Source organism: Maribacter sp. 1_MG-2023, from assembly GCF_030547005.1.
Taxonomy (GTDB): domain Bacteria; phylum Bacteroidota; class Bacteroidia; order Flavobacteriales; family Flavobacteriaceae; genus Maribacter.
The window spans coordinates 37,100-55,876 of sequence record NZ_JAUOPN010000015.1 but is presented as its reverse complement, the minus strand read 5'-3'; the positions used below and the strand labels follow the sequence as shown (position 1 = coordinate 55,876).

18 protein-coding genes are annotated in these 18,777 nt (G+C 35.4%); 16 read left to right on the top strand and 2 right to left on the bottom strand.

Annotated features, from left to right (window positions below; genetic code table 11):
- The first annotated feature begins 8 nt into the window (after positions 1 to 8).
- The 8 genes from Q4500_RS15420 to rodA all read left to right on the top strand — a co-directional run bounded on the left by Q4500_RS15420 (position 9) and on the right by rodA (position 9,020).
- Complete coding sequence (locus Q4500_RS15420; protein ID WP_303600493.1) at positions 9 to 1,109, top strand: hypothetical protein; 1,101 nt, start codon at positions 9 to 11, stop codon at positions 1,107 to 1,109.
- Between the two features lie 121 nt (positions 1,110 to 1,230).
- Positions 1,231 to 1,680 (top strand): GAF domain-containing protein, encoded by a 450-nt coding sequence (locus Q4500_RS15415; protein WP_303600492.1) that lies wholly within the window; start codon positions 1,231 to 1,233, stop codon positions 1,678 to 1,680.
- Between the two features lie 92 nt (positions 1,681 to 1,772).
- Positions 1,773 to 3,305 (top strand): bifunctional phosphoribosylaminoimidazolecarboxamide formyltransferase/IMP cyclohydrolase, encoded by a 1,533-nt coding sequence (gene purH / locus Q4500_RS15410; RefSeq protein ID WP_299800637.1) that lies wholly within the window; start codon positions 1,773 to 1,775, stop codon positions 3,303 to 3,305.
- A gap of 56 nt (positions 3,306 to 3,361) precedes the next feature.
- Positions 3,362 to 4,390: a rod shape-determining protein gene (locus Q4500_RS15405; RefSeq protein ID WP_027066022.1), complete on the top strand. Its 1,029-nt coding sequence runs from the start codon at positions 3,362 to 3,364 to the stop codon at positions 4,388 to 4,390.
- 168 nt (positions 4,391 to 4,558) lie between these two features.
- The gene (gene mreC, locus Q4500_RS15400) at positions 4,559 to 5,380 is read left to right on the top strand and encodes a rod shape-determining protein MreC (RefSeq protein WP_303600491.1); all 822 of its coding nucleotides are present in this window, start codon (positions 4,559 to 4,561) and stop codon (positions 5,378 to 5,380) included.
- Complete coding sequence (mreD, locus tag Q4500_RS15395; RefSeq protein ID WP_299800634.1) at positions 5,373 to 5,882, top strand: rod shape-determining protein MreD; 510 nt, start codon at positions 5,373 to 5,375, stop codon at positions 5,880 to 5,882. Before mreC ends, mreD begins: the two co-directional genes overlap by 8 nt.
- Positions 5,879 to 7,747, top strand: a complete 1,869-nt coding sequence (gene mrdA / locus Q4500_RS15390; RefSeq protein ID WP_303600490.1) for a penicillin-binding protein 2 — start codon at positions 5,879 to 5,881, stop codon at positions 7,745 to 7,747. Before mreD ends, mrdA begins: the two co-directional genes overlap by 4 nt.
- Positions 7,737 to 9,020 carry a rod shape-determining protein RodA gene (gene rodA / locus Q4500_RS15385; protein ID WP_303600489.1) on the top strand — a complete coding sequence of 428 codons (1,284 nt, stop codon included), beginning with the start codon at positions 7,737 to 7,739 and terminating at the stop codon, positions 9,018 to 9,020. The genes mrdA and rodA overlap by 11 nt, the downstream gene beginning before the upstream one ends.
- On the opposite strand, the gene Q4500_RS15380 is transcribed toward rodA, so the two are convergent.
- A complete protein-coding gene (locus Q4500_RS15380; RefSeq protein WP_303600488.1) occupies positions 9,017 to 9,829 on the bottom strand; it encodes a DNA/RNA non-specific endonuclease in 813 nt (270 codons plus the stop codon). The two genes, rodA and Q4500_RS15380, sit on opposite strands and share 4 nt — an antisense overlap.
- 89 nt (positions 9,830 to 9,918) lie before the next feature.
- On the opposite strand from Q4500_RS15380, the gene msrB reads away from it, so the two are divergent.
- From msrB to Q4500_RS15365, 3 genes are all read left to right on the top strand, one after another.
- The gene (gene msrB / locus Q4500_RS15375; RefSeq protein WP_303600522.1) at positions 9,919 to 10,377 is read left to right on the top strand and encodes a peptide-methionine (R)-S-oxide reductase MsrB; all 459 of its coding nucleotides are present in this window, start codon (positions 9,919 to 9,921) and stop codon (positions 10,375 to 10,377) included.
- Positions 10,370 to 10,912, top strand: coding sequence for a peptide-methionine (S)-S-oxide reductase MsrA (msrA, locus tag Q4500_RS15370; RefSeq protein WP_303600487.1), 543 nt, complete (start codon positions 10,370 to 10,372; stop codon positions 10,910 to 10,912). The genes msrB and msrA overlap by 8 nt, the downstream gene beginning before the upstream one ends.
- A 129-nt stretch (positions 10,913 to 11,041) precedes the next feature.
- Positions 11,042 to 11,449 carry a DoxX family protein gene (locus Q4500_RS15365; protein WP_303600486.1) on the top strand — a complete coding sequence of 136 codons (408 nt, stop codon included), beginning with the start codon at positions 11,042 to 11,044 and terminating at the stop codon, positions 11,447 to 11,449.
- Between the two features lie 69 nt (positions 11,450 to 11,518).
- Here Q4500_RS15365 and Q4500_RS15360 read toward each other — a convergent pair whose 3' ends face one another.
- Positions 11,519 to 13,708, bottom strand: a complete 2,190-nt coding sequence (locus Q4500_RS15360; protein ID WP_303600485.1) for a carboxy terminal-processing peptidase — start codon at positions 13,706 to 13,708, stop codon at positions 11,519 to 11,521.
- Between the two features lie 191 nt (positions 13,709 to 13,899).
- On the opposite strand from Q4500_RS15360, the gene surE reads away from it, so the two are divergent.
- The 5 genes from surE to Q4500_RS15335 all read left to right on the top strand — a co-directional run bounded on the left by surE (position 13,900) and on the right by Q4500_RS15335 (position 18,772).
- Positions 13,900 to 14,673 carry a 5'/3'-nucleotidase SurE gene (surE, locus tag Q4500_RS15355; protein WP_303600484.1) on the top strand — a complete coding sequence of 258 codons (774 nt, stop codon included), beginning with the start codon at positions 13,900 to 13,902 and terminating at the stop codon, positions 14,671 to 14,673.
- Between the two features lie 45 nt (positions 14,674 to 14,718).
- Positions 14,719 to 15,003, top strand: coding sequence for a hypothetical protein (locus Q4500_RS15350; protein ID WP_303600483.1), 285 nt, complete (start codon positions 14,719 to 14,721; stop codon positions 15,001 to 15,003).
- Between the two features lies 1 nt (position 15,004).
- The gene (gene lpxB, locus Q4500_RS15345) at positions 15,005 to 16,126 is read left to right on the top strand and encodes a lipid-A-disaccharide synthase (RefSeq protein ID WP_303600482.1); all 1,122 of its coding nucleotides are present in this window, start codon (positions 15,005 to 15,007) and stop codon (positions 16,124 to 16,126) included.
- A 68-nt stretch (positions 16,127 to 16,194) separates the two neighbouring features.
- The gene (locus Q4500_RS15340) at positions 16,195 to 16,758 is read left to right on the top strand and encodes a C40 family peptidase (protein ID WP_303600481.1); all 564 of its coding nucleotides are present in this window, start codon (positions 16,195 to 16,197) and stop codon (positions 16,756 to 16,758) included.
- A gap of 1 nt (position 16,759) precedes the next feature.
- The gene (locus Q4500_RS15335; protein WP_303600480.1) at positions 16,760 to 18,772 is read left to right on the top strand and encodes a ComEC/Rec2 family competence protein; all 2,013 of its coding nucleotides are present in this window, start codon (positions 16,760 to 16,762) and stop codon (positions 18,770 to 18,772) included.
- The last annotated feature ends 5 nt before the right edge of the window (positions 18,773 to 18,777 follow it).

Here is an 18,777-nt window from a genome sequence, read left to right as displayed (position 1 = left end):
TTAAAATCATGAGAAAACATTTAAAATACACATTTCTAATTTGTACAATTGCCCTTTTTGTAGGTGGTTGTAGTTCTGACGACGGTTCAGTTTTTGACACTCCATTACCAGATGATACTACAGGAGATGATGGCGCTGACGACTCTGATGAGCCAGAAGTGGCTACGATAGTTTTTAACGAAGCATTACCTTCCGTAAACATTACAACAGCATCTGCGAGCGGAGAAGCAGGTACAAATGTTACTGGTAGAGTTATTTTTACATCAGACGCTACTACACAACGTAGAATGTATATTACTCAAAATTATTTAGGACAAGGAGAAATGCCTTTTAGTTCTTTTGACCTTGTAAGTGATGATTTAACTAAAGCTTTAAAAGCTGATGGTTCTATTGACTTAGATGGTGCTACGAAAAAAGAAATCGATTTTTCTTTTCCTCTTCCAGTTCCAGATATTGACAATGGTGAGATAGTATATACTTTTTGGACAACTACTGGTAAAGGAGATTTTAGAGATTCTACCAAAAGATTAGCCTTAGGTGCTGGTCAAATTACAGTAACAGTTGGTACAGGTGCCAACCCTGCTGCTGCAATAAGAGAATTTAATGATGTAAAATTATTTGCACCAGATGTAAATGGTAATACAGAAACATTCTTTTCTTTATTGAACGAAACTGTTTACAAGATTAATGTTGGACCTGAGTTTAGAGCATTCTGGGATTTCGGATACTACTACGGTGCTTCCGGTATCTCTGCAGATGACAATGCTTCTTTTGCTTCAACGGAACAATATGATGCTTCTTTTGGATTTGATGTAGAAGGTTTAGAGCCAGGTGCAGACGAAGAGAATGCTGCAACAGAAACATTGAACCAAATGTTTTTTGCTACTTCTACCTCTACAGATGCTGCTGCATTTGACGCCATAACATTATCTGGTGATATCGATTTTACAGCAACTCCAGATGCTCAAAAAATCACTAACCTAAGCGTAGGTGATGTTATTGAATTCGTTGACAACTACGGTAAAAAAGGATTAATTAAAGTTACTGCCATACAACCAGGATTTGGTAATGCTGACTTTATTGAATTTGATGTTAAGATTCAACCATAATCTCAACTTATAATATTTAGGTTTAAAAGAGGATGTTTTCAAAAACATCCTCTTTTTTATTTTTTATACCTATCATAACACTACCCAATATGAACAATTCTTACTTTTGTAAAAAAAAGTTATGTTCGATGCACTTCGCCCTCAAGTAAGTTCTATTATAGACTCAAATAAAACTCCCGATGCTAAAATGCTAGATATCTGCGAGCTTTTAAAAGCTAATGTACCGCATTATGACTGGGTAGGGTTTTATTTTAAGAATGGCGATAAGCGCGAACTAAAACTAGGTTCTTATGCTGGTGCACCAACGGATCATACTATTATACCCTTCGGAAAAGGTATTTGTGGTCAAGTAGCCGAAAGCAACGAGAATTTTGTTGTACCAGATGTACAGGCTCAAGACAACTACATAGCATGTAGCATTACAGTGAAAGCAGAAATAGTTGTGCCTCTATTTTTAAATGGCGAAAACATTGGTCAAATAGATATCGACTCTAACACTCCTGACCCTTTTACAGAGGCAGATGAGACCTTTTTAGAATTCGTAAATTTTGAAGTAGCCAAAATTCTTTAAAACTTTAGGCTTTTTGTTGATAAACTAGCTCATTTTATAACTGCAAAAAAATTACTTTTGCTTGCTTATTAAAAACATTTAAGCATCATACAATGAGCAGTGTAAAAAAAGCGTCTTCAGCCTTAATTTCAGTTTTTCATAAAGACGGATTAGAGCCAATAGTAAGAAAATTTCAAGAATTAGGAATCACTATTTACTCCACCGGAGGAACCGAAAAATTCATAACTGATTTAGGAATCGACGTGGTTCCTGTAGAAGATGTAACCAGCTACCCTTCTATTCTAGGAGGAAGAGTAAAAACTTTACACCCAAAAGTATTTGGTGGTATTTTAAACAGACAGGACAACGAAAGTGATGTTGCCCAATTAGCTGAATTTGAAATTCCACAAATAGATATCGTCATTGTTGATTTATATCCTTTTGAAAAAACAGTTGCCAGTGGTGCTTCTGAACAAGATATCATTGAGAAAATCGATATAGGCGGAATTTCTCTTATTCGTGCTGCAGCAAAAAACTTTAAAGATGTTACATGTGTTTCTTCCATGGAAGATTATGCAGAGTTTCTTGACGTTGTTTCTGCTGATAATGGCAACATTAGCTTAGAAGACAGAAAGCGTTTTGCCGCTAAGTCTTTTAATGTTTCTTCTAATTACGATACTGCTATATTTAACTATTTCAATAAAAACCATGATATCGCTGCTTTAAAAGTTAGCGAAACTCAAGGTAAAGTTTTACGTTACGGAGAAAACCCACACCAAAAAGGATTCTTCTTCGGCGATTTTGATGCTATGTTCTCTAAATTGCACGGTAAAGAATTATCATACAACAACCTTTTAGATGTTGATGCTGCAGTTAATTTGATGTTGGAATTTAAAAATGATGCTCCGACTTTCGCAATATTGAAACACAACAATGCCTGCGGACTTTCGCAAAGAGATACTTTACACCAAGCTTATGTTGACGCTCTAGCCGGTGACCCTGTTTCTGCTTTTGGCGGAGTTCTTATTAGCAACAAAGAAATTGATAAAGCTACGGCAGAAGAGATTCATAAATTATTCTGTGAAGTAGTTATAGCACCAAGTTATAATGCAGAGGCGCTTGAGATATTAAAAGGAAAGAAAAATAGAATCATTCTAATCCAGAATGAAGTTGAAATGCCAGAGATGCAAGTAAGAACTTGTTTAAACGGTATGCTTCTTCAAGAAAAAGATCATAAAACAGATACGCTTGCCGATCTTACAAATGCCACCCACACAAAGCCAACAGAACAAGAATTAGAAGATTTAATTTTTGCATCTAAACTTTGTAAGCACACGAAGTCAAATACTATTGTAATCGCAAAAAACAAACAACTTTGCGCAAGTGGCACTGGACAAACAAGTAGAGTTGACGCCTTAAACCAAGCAATACACAAAGCCCAGACCTTTAATTTCGACTTAAAAGGTTCAGTTATGGCAAGTGATGCTTTCTTCCCTTTCCCTGATTGTGTGGAGATTGCAGACAAAGCCGGGATTACTAGTGTTATTCAACCTGGCGGATCTATTAAAGACCAATTAAGTGTAGATTATTGCAACGAGCACAAAATTTCAATGGTGATGACAGGCACACGTCATTTCAAACATTAATTTCATTACTTTTGTCGATGAAATACACCCTTTTATCTAAAATTTAAACAGCACATATGGGATTTTTTGATTTCTTGACCGAGGAAATAGCTATAGATTTAGGTACAGCGAACACCCTTATCATTCATAATGACAAGGTAGTTGTCGATAGCCCATCCATCGTTGCCAGAGATAGAATTAGCGGAAAAATCATTGCAGTTGGTAAAGAAGCCAACATGATGCAAGGTAAAACCCATGAGAACATAAAAACCATTAGACCATTGAAAGATGGTGTAATTGCCGATTTTGATGCATCTGAAAAGATGTTGATGATGTTCATCAAGAACATTCCGGCATTAAAGAAAAAATGGTTTCCACCAGCATTGCGTTTGGTGATCTGTATACCTTCTGGTATTACCGAAGTTGAAATGCGTGCGGTAAAAGAATCTGCTGAACGTGTTAACGGTAAGGAAGTATATCTAATTCACGAACCAATGGCTGCAGCTATAGGTATCGGTTTAGATATTATGCAGCCAAAAGGTAACATGATTGTTGATATAGGTGGTGGTACTACTGAAATTGCAGTTATTGCTTTAGGCGGTATCGTTTGTGACAAATCTGTAAAGATTGCAGGTGACGTATTTACTAATGACATCATTTATTATATGCGTACACAACACAACTTATACGTTGGAGAAAGTACAGCTGAAGCAATTAAAATTGAAATAGGTTCTGCAACTGAAGATTTACAATCGCCACCAGATGAAAAATCTGTACAGGGTCGTGATTTGTTAACAGGTAAACCAAAGCAAGTTCAAATATCTTATAGAGAAATAGCGAAGGCTTTAGATAAATCTATTCTGCGTGTTGAAGATGCGGTTATGGAAACATTATCTCAGACTCCCCCAGAATTAGCTGCCGATATTTACAATACTGGTATTTACCTAGCAGGTGGTGGTTCTATGTTACGTGGGCTGGATAGAAGATTGTCTCAAAAGACCGACCTACCAGTTTATATTGCAGAAGACCCATTACGTGCCGTAGTACGTGGTACAGGAATCGCATTAAAGAATTTAGAACGCTACAAGAGCATATTAATTAAGTAAGAAGTTCATTTTGCGAACAACTTCTTAAATAATGGCAGAAAACCTTGAAAAAATTTCAAGAGCTATTTAGTATTAAGTATTGATAGAACTTCGAGGCAAGCCTCGAAGTAGCTTGCCTAACGGCAGTCAGGTTTAAATCTCGATTATCGAGTAAAAATTTAAGGGTGAATGCAACAGATCATAAATTTTCTAATTAGGTATAAGATATTTTTACTTTACCTTTTTCTGTTATTGATTTCCTGCATCTTTACGTTTCAATCGCACTCGTACCATCAATCTAAATTTTTAAATTCCTCCAACTATATTTCTGGGAGTATTTATACTTTTTCAGATAATGTAACCTCATATTTTGGCTTAAGGGAAGAAAACAACAAGCTTGTTGAAGAAAACAAAAGACTTAGAGATAAGCTCTTTAACAATGTAGTTCTTTCACCTTCACTAATAGATTCTACTTCTGTGGACTACGAAGTGGTAAGAGGTCGTGTCATCAATAATAGTTATGCGGACCAGCGTAACTACATCACTATCAACAAAGGTAGAAATGACAGTATTGTACAAGATATGGGTGTTATTACAGACAAGGGTATTTTAGGAATCGTTGAAAATACATCAGATAAATTTTCTACCGTACAGAGTATTTTAAGTGACAAGTCGAACATAAATGCAAAAATCAAAAACTCTAATCACTTTGGATCTTTAGTTTGGGAAAATACCACAGATTATAATGTTGTTCAATTAATCGATATTCCAAGACTGGTACCATTGACCATAGGTGACACTATTGTTACGGGAGCCATGAGTAGCATCTTCCCAGAAAACATTCCTATTGGTACGATTAAAAGATTTGATTTAGATAACTCAAAAAGTTTCTATTTTATAGATGTAGAACTTTTCTATGATATGACAAATATTGACAATATTTATATTATTAGAAATTTGAACCGTAAAGAGGTTTTAGAATTAGAAGCAGAAACAGAAGCCAATGATTAATAGTACTTCATTTTTAATTGTACTCCGATTTATTTTATTGGTGCTACTACAGGTGCTAGTATTCAATAAGCTGAATTTCTTTGGCTACATAAATCCGCTAATCTATATTCTTTTCTTGTATTGGTATCCTATCAAACAAAATAGAACTACCTTTATAATTCTATGCTTTTTCTTAGGTCTTTGCGTAGATATTTTTTCTGACACACTGGCCATAAACGCAGCAGCTACCGTTACCATAGCTTATCTTCGACCAACCATTATGCGTTTTGTCTTTGGTGTCAATTATGAATTTCAAAGTTTTAAGTTAAACAACAGTACAAAGGCACAACAATTTACGTTTTTAGCGTTATTGATTATAATACATCACTTGGTATACTTCACTTTAGAAATTTTCAGCTTTTCTAACAGCTTGTTAATTTTGCAAAAAACACTAACAGTGGGTGTATCTACGTTGATTTTAGGCATATTGTTCAGTACTTTATTCAGCAGTAAAAAAGAATGAGAAAAATTCTTTTATCATTAATTATAGTTGTCATCGCCATTACCTTTTTGGGAAGGCTATCTTATTTGCAAATTTTTAGCTTTTCTGCGGAGCAAGTTTTAGAGGACCCGGCAATTAAGGCGATATATGATTATCCTGAACGAGGCTACATTTATGATCGAAACGGTCATCTTTTAGTTGGTAATGACCCTGCTTATGACGTCATGGTTATTCCTAGAGAAGTTCAACCTTTAGATACTCTTGAATTTTGTGGTCTATTAGGTATTGACAAAGAAAAATTCGTAGAAAAACTTAGAAGAGCAAGAGTGTACTCACCAAGACTACCTTCTGTATTGGTTCCACAACTTTCAAAACAAGATTATGCAAAGCTGCAAGAGAAAATGCGTAAGTATAAGGGCTTCTATATCCAAAAAAGATCTTTACGTTATTACGACACCCCTAGTGCGGCAAATGTTTTAGGCTATATCAGTGAGGTAAACGAAGGTGACTTAGCAGTCAATAAATATTATGTTCAAGGCGAACTGAAAGGTAGAACGGGAGTTGAACGTTACTACGAAGATTTATTGAGAGGTCGAAAAGGCGTACAATACATTCAGAAAGATAGATTCAATAGAGATATTGGACCATATAAAAATGGAACCATAGACACCCTTCCAGAACAAGGAAAACAAATAAGCATCACCATTGACAAAGCATTGCAAGAATATGGCGAGTTATTGATGAATGGTAAACGAGGCGGTATTGTAGCTATAGAGCCTGCAACAGGTGAAATCCTTTCCATGATATCAGGTCCAACATACGACCCTGCTCTTTTAGTCGGTAGAGAACGTTCTAAAAATTATACGAAACTATATAATGATACTATAGCAAACCCAACTTGGGATCGCTCTATTCACGCACAACAGCCACCAGGATCGCCATTTAAGACGCTAAATGCATTAATAGCCTTACAGGAAGGTGTTCTAGATGTAAATACGACCATACAATGTTACCATGGGTTTTATGTGGGCAAGAAAAAAAGAGGTTGTCACTGTGGTGGTGGTTTACGAAGTTTGAATAAAGGAATCTCGCAATCATGTAATGCTTACTTCGCAGGAGCTTTCAGAAAAATATATGAAAAGTTTGAAACTACTGATGAAGGTATGGATGTCTGGGAAAAACACATGAAAAGCTTTGGTCTAGGCGACTATTTAGGTTACGATTTACCATTCGGACAAAAAGGACGCATACCTAACAAAGAATACTACGACAAATGGTACGGAGATAACAGATGGAGTTCTTCATATATCATCTCTAATGCTATTGGACAAGGCGAAATATTGGCTACACCGGTACAACTGGCGAATATGACGGCGGCAATTGCCAATAGAGGACATTATTTTACACCGCATATCTTAAAGAAAATTGAAGGTAAGGATATCACCGAACCAAAATTCACAGAGGCTAAACATACCACAATCGACCCTAAACATTTCGAACCTGTGGTTCAAGGTATGGCAGATGTTTATGTAAGTGGTACTGCAAGATGGTTGCAAATACCAGGTATTGAAGTGGCCGGAAAAACAGGTACCGCCGAAAACTTCACTAAAATAGATGGCGTGCGTACACAATTGACAGATCACTCGGTATTTGTAGCATTCGCACCTGTCGATGACCCTAAAATTGCTATAGCGGTATATATTGAAAATGGATATTTTGGATCGAGATACGCCGGACATATAGCTACTCTTATGATCGAAAAATATCTTAAGGGTGAAATTACCTTAAAGACCCTTGAAAAGAGAATGCTAGAAAAAACACTAAAAGCAGAATACGCGAAACCCTACAGTAGGGAAGAGTTTAAAATAAACGAACGTGTCTGGTAGAAGCATCTTAAAAAGAATTGATTGGCTAAGTGTTTTCATCTATTTCGCACTTGTTTTTATTGGCTGGATCAATATCTACTCTAGTACATTTACTGACGAGCATAGTTCTATCTTTGATTTCAGTACACTTTACGGAAAGCAGTTATTTTTTATCGGGGTTAGTTTAGTCACTATAGTTGTGGTACTTGCCTTAGAAGTAAATTTCTATGAACGCTTTTCTAGTTTGCTATACCTATTATCAATGGTATCCCTCCTTGGGTTATTTGTATTTGGTAAAACTATTGCCGGTGCAACTTCTTGGTACGACCTTGGTTTTTTCAACTTACAACCTTCTGAACTTGCAAAAGTAGCTACTGCACTGGCACTCGCTAAATACCTCAGCGATATACAAACAGATATTAAACGTAGAAAAGATCAGTTTTATGCACTTTTAATTATACTGGTACCAGCCATTTTAATTATACCACAACCTGATCCCGGTAGTGCACTAGTATTCTTTGCAATGATTTTCGTGATTTTCAGAGAAGGATTACCACTATATTATTTAGTAATTATATTGAGTTTAATTCTCGTTTTTGTCACAACCTTAATGTTCGGCACCGTTTGGCTTATTATTGGTTTGGCATTATTGATTATAATTTTATTCGCTACCAAACGTAAAAAATTAAAAATTCCGGTAATACCGCTTAGTCTCGTTAGTGTAGCTGTAATTCTATTCTCCCTTTCGGTAAATTTCGTTTTCAATAACGTGTTTGAGCAACGCCATAGAGATCGTTTTGGACTATGGTTACGATTAGAAAAAGATCCGAAAAAACTAGAGCAGATTAGAAAATCGATTGGATACAACACTTATCAATCTGAAAAAGCAATTGAATCGGGCGGATTCTTCGGAAAAGGATTTTTAGAAGGTACCCGTACAAAAGGAGATTTTGTACCTGAACAACATACAGATTATATTTTTAGCACCGTTGGTGAAGAGTGGGGATTCTTAGGTACCGCAACAGTAATTATTCTATTTACCGTATTGTTCCTACGGTTAATCTCTTTAGCAGAACGACAGAAAAATGCCTTTTCCAGAATGTACGGTTACGGGGTTATTTCAATTCTACTAATCCATTATTTCATTAACATAGGTATGGTAATAGGCATTCTACCTACTATTGGCATACCGCTACCATTCTTTAGTTATGGTGGGTCCGGACTCCTATTCTTTACTATTCTACTCTTTATTTTTTTAAGGCTAGATACGAACAGACTAAAGGAGAGTTTCTAAAACTTCCACCCAGTAGTATTCTTACTTCCTTCAAAAGCACTTTGTTGCTTTTCTGTTAGTTTGGTAAAAAAGTCGATTCCAGTTTCTTTTTCTATCTCATCAATTGATACTACGAAATTGCGCAAAGATGTAAATTGGGGTTTATTCGGCATTAAAAAAGACAAAGTATAGATCTTATCTCCCTTCTTACGTGCAATAATCTTATAAAAAGCATTGGGCACATCAACGTCTTCTTGTCCGATCTCTTCTAATCCACTTTCTAACACACCACCGGTAAATATATATAATGTACCATACTGTTTCGCCCAGCGTCTTGTTTGCTGCTCTAAGTCGTTCCAAATACCTGAATTGAACTCTCTGTCTTGCGGACTTATATTACTCGTATAAAAAGTCTCATTGTATGCCTGTAACGAGAATCTACGATCACCAGCTGGTAATAAATGTCCACGGTCATAACCCGACCCTTTATAATTTCGCCAATCTGCAGATTTAGAAGAAACAAATGGATCTTCTATAAAATAGGGGCGCTTTCTATCATCATAGGTCAAATGACTTTTACTCAGTGTATATGCCACCCATTCGGCTTGCTCATAAGGCTCATTGTAAGACAAGGTGAAATACTCATGATTTACAATTTCACCCGTTGTTGATGACGGTAGTAATTCTTTTGGAAACTCATTTGAAATAACACCCTCTTCATTTTCAGAATATGTTGCGGGAGTATAAAAGTTTTCAAACAGCCAAAAACCAACAATACAGACAAGAATTAAAATACTATACAGAGATCCATTTTTTTTGCGGTATGCCATACGCCAAAATTACCTAATTTTGTAAGATATATGGTAAATTACCGACCAATAAACCTAGTAAACAAAGTCTAAACGAAAGGAAAATTATGATGTTAACTTGGAAAGATGTAATTCATTTTTCAGTGAATGGTAACCCTGAACCTGATAGAAGAGTTGAAAAAACAGAACAGGAATGGAAAGAGATTTTGACACCTGAACAGTTTAGAGTTACTCGAAAAAAAGGTACTGAAGCTCCGCATTCCGGTGCGCTTTGTACTGCTCACGAAGCTGGTAAGTATGAATGTGTTTGTTGTGGCTCACCATTATTTGATTCTACTATTAAATTTGAATCTGGTACTGGGTGGCCTAGTTTTACACAACCCATTAAAGAGAATGCTATAAAATATCATAAGGACACAACCTTTGGTATGATACGCGTAGAAGTAATGTGTAATACTTGCGATGCGCATTTGGGACATATATTCCCTGATGGACCAGAACCTAGTGGATTACGCTACTGCATTAATTCTGAATCTATGCAATTAGAAAAGGAGGAAGCTAATGGCTAATACAAATTTAGAAATCGCCACAGTTGGTGGTGGCTGCTTTTGGTGTACCGAAGCGGTATTTCAAGAGGTAAAAGGGATACATAAAGTAGTTTCTGGATACACAGGCGGAAAAGCTCCGGGAAGACCGACATATAGAGAAATCTGTTCGGGACTAACCGGTCATGCAGAAGTGGTCCAAGTTACTTTTGACCCAGCTATTATTTCTTATGAAGATATTCTGATTATTTTCATGACAACCCACGACCCTACTTCTTTAAATAGACAGGGTGCCGATGCAGGAACCCAATATCGTTCTGTCATTTATTTTCACAATGACGAACAAGAGAAAAAAGCGAAAGTAGTTTTGAACGAAATGCAAGCAGTATATGAAAAACCTATTGTCACTGAATTAAGTCCTTTAGGTATTTTCTATGATGCTGAAGACAATCATCAAGATTACTACAAGAACAATTCTGAGCAAGGCTATTGCCAGGTTGTTATCAACCCGAAGTTGGCCAAACTTAGACAGTTACATGCCGACAAGCTTTTATCATAGCATGTAGTTCGGTTTATCTTAAGAGACATTCTATTCAACTATAGCAATTTTCAGTTCACCTATAAAAACATAAAACTTTTTAAAGGTGAACTTATTTTTGAGACATAATAACATTAAAACCTACTTATTATGAATTCTCAAAAATCTTTTTATTACATTGCTCTGGGGCTTTTCGCCATCGCCGTTATAGGTTCAATCATCAATTCATTCTTAAACTATGAGATGGTTGCAGAAACATTTACAAAACTTGGCTATCCGGTTTATCTAATTCATGTTCTTGGTGTATTTCAATCTTTAGGTCTAATCTTAATTCTTTTCAACAAATCACATTGGGCTTTAGAATGGGTATATGCCGGCTTCTTTATGAACTATACATTAGGTGCTCTGGCTCATTTAGCCATTAAAGATGGTAATGGAGCATCTGCAGTAGTATGTATTGTACTTCTATTTGTAACATACATTCAAAGTAAAAAAATACGTAACACAAATAATGAGTTAGCTGATTTCGGAAAACCTGAGCACGCTAAATTCATTTAAAAAATTAGCACATAAAAAAGCCGCTATAAAACTTATATAGCGGCTTTACTTTTTTATAAAATAAGAACTCTAGTTCTTAACACTAGCTAGTTTACCTTGCTTAATGTTATTCATTTTTAAATCTTCTAACACATTTACAGCTTCTTCAACATAAACATCTTTTGCTAAATTTTTATGCCATCTGTTACGCTTTTCACGTAACACAGAATCTTTAGTAAATAACTGCTCTTCATACCCTAAAGACTTAAACGTAAGTTGAGAATCGTAATCGGTTAATTTCTTGAAGTAATTCGACTGTTCTTTATCCTTATTTTTTTCTTCCTTATAAGTATCAAAATTCAAAGAGATCTCTGTTTCGTCTTGCTCGGCTTTTAACCACTTTGCATTTTCTTCTATCAACTTAATTTGTTGACTAGTTGCCATTCTCTTTTCACTATCAGCGATGGTTTTTTCATAATTAATATAACCATCCCATAATTTATAGTCTGCAGGTGTAATCTTATCCCACCCTAACGGATTAGACTGATCTCTTTCCCCTAAATCAATATAGCTATATCTGTCTGGTACAACGATATCACTCTTAACACCTTCTAACTGCGTAGAACCACCGTTAATTCTATAGAACTTCTGAGTAGTAATTTTAATAGCACCTAAATCGCCGTGCTCATTACTACGTAACATATTGTTCAAAGGTATAACGTTCTGTACCGTTCCTTTACCAAATGTTTGCTTACTACCAATAACTATAGCTCTTTTATAATCTTGCATTGCAGCTGCTAAAATTTCAGAAGCAGAAGCTGATAATTCGTTTACAAGAATTACCAAGGGACCATCCCACTGAATTCTTTCATCTTTATCATCATATACATCTTTACCTTTATCTCTAGACTGCACTTGCACAATAGGACCATCTTTAATAAACAAACCAGCCATTTCAACAACAGTCTTTAAAGATCCGCCACCATTATCACGTAAATCTAAGATAAGACCTTCCATGCCTTCTTCTTTTAAACGCTCTACTTCTTTAGCAACATCTGTTGCCGCATTTCTTTCGCTATAATCATTGAAATCAACATAAAATTTTGGAAGATTAATAATTCCGAATTTTTCTTCTCCTTTTATAATGTTGGCAGATTTTGCATACGACTCTTCTAATTCAACAACGTCTCTTGTTAAAGAAACCACTTCTAAAGAACCATCTACCTTTTTAACAGTTAAATCTACAATAGTACCTTGTGCACCTTTTATTAGTTTAATGGCATCGTCTAAACGCATACCTACAATATTTATAGGCTCTTCTCCATTTTGACCAACTTTTATAATTTCATCGCCAACTTCTAATCGTGCATCTCTCCATACTGGTCCACCAGAAATAATTTCTACGATTTTTGCACCTTCAGCTTTTTTCTGAAGTCTTGCTCCAATACCTTCGAACTTACCTGACATACTTGTATCAAACTTCTCTTTTTCTTCTGGAGCGAAGTAAAATGTATGTGGATCAAATTCATCTACAATAGTATTGATGTATTGTACGAACCAATCTTTACGTTCTAAATCATTTACAAAATCAAAGAACTCATCTAAAGTAGTTTCAGTAGATTTTCTAGATTCTAATTCTGCTTCTTCAGGAGTATGAGCGCTATGGTCATGATCATCATTTAATTTAACATTATTCAATACCTCTACCGTTTCGCCATTTTCATGCTTTTTAGTTGAAACAACTTCTTTTTCCATATGAGAGATTTTAGAATCATACGTACCTAAAGTTGCATATTTCAATTGCTTTCTCCAACGTTCTTTAAGCTCTTTTCTATCTGCAGCAAATGGCTCTTCATCATATTTAATGCTGATGCTTTCATTCTCAGAATAATCAAAAGGAGTTTCTAAAACTTCTTTATAAATTCCTTTTGCATCGCCCATACGCTCCATCAATCTTTCATATACTACATTGAAAAATGTGATGTCTGTATTCTTGATTTCATCATCTATCTGATACTTGTACTTTTCGAATTCTGCGATATCAGATGCAATAAAGTATCTTTTGGTAGGATCGATTACATCAATAAAATCTTCAAACACATGTACCGAAAAATCATCGTCAAGCGCTTTTGGTTCATAATGTCCTTTTTCTAACACATAGGTTATTAAATCTAACAACAATTTGTCCTTATCGTCATTTTCAAAAGTCTTATTTGTAAAACTGCAAGATGCTACAGCTGCGAGCATCAACAATAGTACGTAGGCTAAATTTCTTTTCATAAAATTATCTTTTACTTTCCTTTTCAATATCTCCGAATTTGAGGGTTGTAAGCAACATAAAAAGCTACTTAAACCCCTAAGGTAAAGAAAAATCCATGCCAATTAAATGTACTTAGAACTAATTTTTTGTTAAACGGCATTTCGGGCTTATCATATTTAAAAACGTATTTTTACTACAGAAAGTATATGATATGGAAAAACCACTGATTTTAATAACGAATGATGACGGAATTACTGCGCCTGGTTTACGCATGTTAATCACGATAATGAAAAAAATAGGCGATGTAGTTGTCGTAGCACCTGACAGTCCGCAATCTGGTATGGGTCACGCCATCACCCTAGATACTGCCCTTTTTTCTAAAAAAATGAAAATCGATCTCGACCAAGACGGTATTGACGAATATAGCTGTAGTGGTACACCTGCAGATTGTGTAAAATTGGCACTTCAAGAAATACTACCAAAAAGACCCGACATTTGTGTTAGCGGTATTAATCATGGCTCTAACTCTTCAATAAATGTTATTTATTCAGGCACGATGAGTGCTGCGGTAGAAGCTGGTATAGAGGGAATTCCTGCCATTGGTTTTTCTTTATGTGACTATAGTTGGAATGCTGATTTTGAGCAAGCTCATAATTTCATTCATAGTATCGTTACCCAAGCTTTAGCGAACGGCATACCGAAAGGTACTGTGTTAAACGTAAACATACCTAAGCTTAAAAAAGAGGGAATAAGGGGTATTAAAGTGTGCAGACAAGCAAAAGCAAATTGGAAAGAAAAATTCGATAAGCGCACCAACCCTATGGGCAAAGATTACTATTGGCTTACCGGTGAATTTGAATTGCTCGACAAAGGCGAAGATACCGACGAATGGGCATTGGCAAATGGTTATATATCTGTAGTACCTGTCCAATTCGATTTGACTGCCCATCATGTCATTCAAGAGTTGAATACTTGGGAGCTATAGTAAAACACAGTTTAAAGATTTAATTATTACGCACAACTATTTTAAATGAATACCAAAAAAGAAATTCTAATAGGCTTTATAGTAGGCATCATAGCAAACACTCTTGGTACATTATTGTACATTCTTATATTTTCAGATTTAAGTATTACAGAAACTTTTGAAGCTGCGGTAAACCAAGAACATGTTGGCAGCCTTTTGGCGTTAGGTGCTATTCTCAACCTAGTGGCATTTTTCGGATTTTTAAGAATTAAGAGAGATAATAGAGCTAAAGGGGTTTTGATTGCTACCATATTAACCGCTTTCGCAATTCTATACTACAAAGTATTTTAAAATGAAGTACTACATAATTGCAGGCGAAGCTTCTGGTGATCTTCATGGCTCTAATTTAATTAAGGCTCTGAAAAAACAAGACCCGAATGCCGACATTAGATGCTGGGGTGGAGATTTAATGCAACAAGCTGGCGGAACTTTAGCTAAACACTACAAAGAATTGGCTTTTATGGGATTCATAGAAGTTCTTCTCAACCTAAATGCCATTTTTAAAAATATAAAATTCTGCAAGCAAGACATTGCAGCTTTCAACCCTGATGCTATAATTTTTATTGATTATTCCGGATTTAATTTACGTATTGCAAAATGGGCTAAAGAACATAATTTCCAAACCAATTATTACATCTCTCCACAGATTTGGGCATCTAGAGAAGGTAGAATCGAGAAAATAAAAGCTACGGTCGACCACATGTATGTGATTCTCCCTTTTGAGAAAGAATTTTACGAAAAAAAACACAATTACCCAGTCAACTTTGTAGGACACCCTTTACTAGACGCCATTGACAATAGACCGGAATTAAACGACAGTCTATTTAGATCAGATAACGGCATAGATCCTGAAAAACCAATTATAGCCTTACTACCTGGCAGTCGTAAACAAGAAGTTCAAAAGATGCTTTCTTTGATGCTTTCTTTGGCCAACGACTTTGCTGAATATGAATTTGTTATTGCAGGTGCACCAAGTTTAGACAAAGAATTTTACGCTGCTTTTCTTACCAATGCGAATGTAAAATTCATTCAAAATAAAACTTACGATTTACTTTCGATATCAACTGCAGCTTTGGTTACCAGTGGTACCGCTACATTAGAAACTGCTTTATTTAGGGTACCACAAGTAGTATGCTACAAGGCAAACTGGATTTCTTACCAAATTGCGAAACGTATTATCACTTTAGAATATATTTCTTTGGTCAACCTAATCATGAAAAAGGAAGTAGTTAAAGAATTAATACAAGATGATTTCACGATACAGAACCTAAAAAAGGAACTGACCCTAATTTTAGATGGTGAATCTAGAAATAAACAATTGGCTGATTATGATGAGTTAATTGCGAAATTGGGTGGTTCTGGGGCTAGTACCGAGGCTGCGGCGCTTATTATTGCAAATGCTAAAATTTCATAGCTTTATTAATTTTAAAAAATAATTCTATAATTTTGGAGTTACACGTACTACAGGGTACATTCTATTTTATGCGCATATTACCATACTTTTTAATCATTTGCTTTTTAGCCAGTTGCGGAGTCAAAAAGACGAGCACTTCTGACAAGGAGCGTAAAATATCTGTTGCTGCAGCAAATAATGCCAGAACAGGTAATGTTGCCCAACCTACAAGAACTGAAGAAAGAAGAGTTATAACTTCTTCAACGCACACAAAGGCTGACGAGATCATCAACACCGCCCTTTCATTTTCTGGAACACGCTATAAGTTTGGCGGTACCACAAAAAAAGGAATGGATTGCTCTGGTCTGCTATATATTTCTTTTGGTGAACATGATGTGCAACTACCTAGAACTTCTATTCACATGGCAGAGGAAGGTCATCGTGTTACCGTAAAAAATGTAGAGAAGGGCGACCTGCTATTTTTTAAAACTTCGAGAGGCTCTAAACGCATAAACCATGTAGGTATGGTTGTCGGTACAGACAATAACGAAATTACATTTATACACGCATCAACATCTCGTGGTGTTACCGTTTCATCTTTACGAGACGGATTCTGGAACCAAGCATTCGTAAAGGCTACAAGAATATTATAGCATGAAGCTCTTAGCGTTTATTCCTATCAGATTAACGCTTTTACTCATTGTTGGAATCTTAATAGGTTACTTTTTTTCTCTCAACTTATTATATACTCTTTACATCACCGTTTTTCTTTTTCTACTACTTGCCGGAATTTTCTTTTTTGAAAAGAATACAAAATCAATTTTATTTGGAACCATTGCCGCGCTAACATTTGTATCACTAGGGATCTACAGCTACACTGCCGCACAACCTATAAATTATAGCAGTCACTACAGTAATCACCAAAATACCAGTAACGAATTATGGACGCTAAAAATCAAAGAGGTTCTAAAACCTAATCAGTTTTCGACCCGCTATTTTGCCACTGTAAAAAATATCGAGAATGAGCATGTAAGTGGCACTATTCTTCTCACCATACCCAGAGATTCAGCGAATTTAAGCTTAGCTATCGATGATGAATTTGTAACCTATACCGAAGCTAAAGCTATTTCCTTTCCGTTAAATCCACATCAATTTGATTATAAAAAATATTTGGAGAATCTAGGTGTATATCATAGTATACGAATAGAACATGATAAGCTTGTGAAAATTAAAAGTTCGCAAACTACCCTTCTCGGCATCGCTGCAAGAGCTAGAAATCATATTATTAAAAAACTTGATAAAGAAAATTTCGGAGCAGATGAATTAGGAGTCATACAAGCACTATTACTTGGGCAGCGTTCAGATATATCAGAAGAAACGTATACCAACTATCAGAAAGCGGGTGCCGTGCATATTTTAGCAGTATCTGGACTACACATTGGTATTCTACTCTTAGTAATTCAATTTTTATTGAGTCCGCTAAAAAACATCCCTAATGGGCGAACCCTTATTTTAATTCTATCGGTTCTCTTTTTATGGGGTTTTGCCTTTATTGCTGGGTTGTCTGCTAGTATTATTCGTGCAACCACCATGTTCACTTTTGTGGCTTATGCACTTTATTTAAATAGACCTAGTAACACCTTCAATATACTTGCGCTTTCCATATTATTTATTCTACTATTCATCAATCCGAATTTATTGTTTCAAGTCGGATTTCAAATGAGTTATGCTGCTGTTTTTGCAATACTTTGGATTTTCCCCTTACTTAAACAATTATGGTTTCCGAAAAATAAAGTGGTACGTTACTTTTGGCAGCTGCTTTGTGTTAGCATCGCCGCGCAATTAGGTGTTTTACCTATTAGCTTATTTTATTTTCATCAGTTTCCAGGATTGTTCTTTGTTTCGAATTTAGTAATTGTGCCTGCTTTAGGATTGATTCTAGGTATAGGTATTTTAGTGATTGTATTATCACTATTAAATTGGCTTCCCTCGCCATTAGCATGGTTTTACAATGAAATTATTGGTTTAATGAATAGCTTAATAGCTTGGGTAGCAAAACAAGAAAGTTTTATTTTCAGTGCTATCTCTTTTGATTTTATTCAGCTATTGTTAAGTGTTTTGGTCTTGGTAATAGGCATAGAACTATGCACAAAATTCAACTACAAACAAATAGTTTTCTTCTTATTAACCATTCTATGTTTTCAAGGTTATACAATCTATCAGGAATATGAAGCTCATAACAAGTCGGAAGTATTAGTACTGCATCAAACGAGAAAGAGTCTCATTTTTAACAGAAGCGGAGATGATTTATCCATATTAACAAATCTTGATAATAAACCTGATTATCCTATATCAGATTATATACCTGCTGAACGTTTAGATTCTGTTCGATATGATTCTTTAAAAAACAGCTATGCTTTTGAAGATAAATTGCTTTTGATTATTGATAGCACAGGAATATATCCGAAGTCAGCATCCCATAAAATCTTATTGACGCAATCACCAAAAATCAACCTAGATAGATTGCTTGACAGCATCAATCCAAAAGTGATTATCGTAGATGGTAGCAACTACAAAAGTTATATTGACCGTTGGGAAGCTACTTGTATAAAAAATAAAATCCCTTTTCACTATACTGGTGAAAAGGGAGCTTATTATTTTGAGTAGTATAA

Bases quoted from the DNA above. Each gene is read 5' to 3' on its own strand.
- Q4500_RS15350 (WP_303600483.1), top strand. From the start codon at position 14,719: ATGAATACCAAAAAAGAAATTCTAATAGGCTTTATAGTAGGCATCATA.
- Q4500_RS15365 (WP_303600486.1), top strand. From the start codon at position 11,042: ATGAATTCTCAAAAATCTTTTTATTACATTGCTCTGGGGCTTTTCGCC.
- Q4500_RS15335 (WP_303600480.1), top strand. From the start codon at position 16,760: ATGAAGCTCTTAGCGTTTATTCCTATCAGATTAACGCTTTTACTCATT.
- Q4500_RS15340 (WP_303600481.1), top strand. From the start codon at position 16,195: ATGCGCATATTACCATACTTTTTAATCATTTGCTTTTTAGCCAGTTGC.
- Q4500_RS15415 (WP_303600492.1), top strand. From the start codon at position 1,231: ATGTTCGATGCACTTCGCCCTCAAGTAAGTTCTATTATAGACTCAAAT.
- Q4500_RS15405 (WP_027066022.1), top strand. From the start codon at position 3,362: ATGGGATTTTTTGATTTCTTGACCGAGGAAATAGCTATAGATTTAGGT.
- Q4500_RS15420 (WP_303600493.1), top strand. From the start codon at position 9: ATGAGAAAACATTTAAAATACACATTTCTAATTTGTACAATTGCCCTT.
- Q4500_RS15360 (WP_303600485.1), bottom strand. From the start codon at position 13,708: ATGAAAAGAAATTTAGCCTACGTACTATTGTTGATGCTCGCAGCTGTA.
- mreC (WP_303600491.1), top strand. From the start codon at position 4,559: ATGCAACAGATCATAAATTTTCTAATTAGGTATAAGATATTTTTACTT.
- msrB (WP_303600522.1), top strand. From the start codon at position 9,919: ATGTTAACTTGGAAAGATGTAATTCATTTTTCAGTGAATGGTAACCCT.
- mrdA (WP_303600490.1), top strand. From the start codon at position 5,879: ATGAGAAAAATTCTTTTATCATTAATTATAGTTGTCATCGCCATTACC.
- purH (WP_299800637.1), top strand. From the start codon at position 1,773: ATGAGCAGTGTAAAAAAAGCGTCTTCAGCCTTAATTTCAGTTTTTCAT.
- lpxB (WP_303600482.1), top strand. From the start codon at position 15,005: ATGAAGTACTACATAATTGCAGGCGAAGCTTCTGGTGATCTTCATGGC.
- Q4500_RS15380 (WP_303600488.1), bottom strand. From the start codon at position 9,829: ATGGCATACCGCAAAAAAAATGGATCTCTGTATAGTATTTTAATTCTT.
- surE (WP_303600484.1), top strand. From the start codon at position 13,900: ATGGAAAAACCACTGATTTTAATAACGAATGATGACGGAATTACTGCG.
- msrA (WP_303600487.1), top strand. From the start codon at position 10,370: ATGGCTAATACAAATTTAGAAATCGCCACAGTTGGTGGTGGCTGCTTT.
- mreD (WP_299800634.1), top strand. From the start codon at position 5,373: ATGATTAATAGTACTTCATTTTTAATTGTACTCCGATTTATTTTATTG.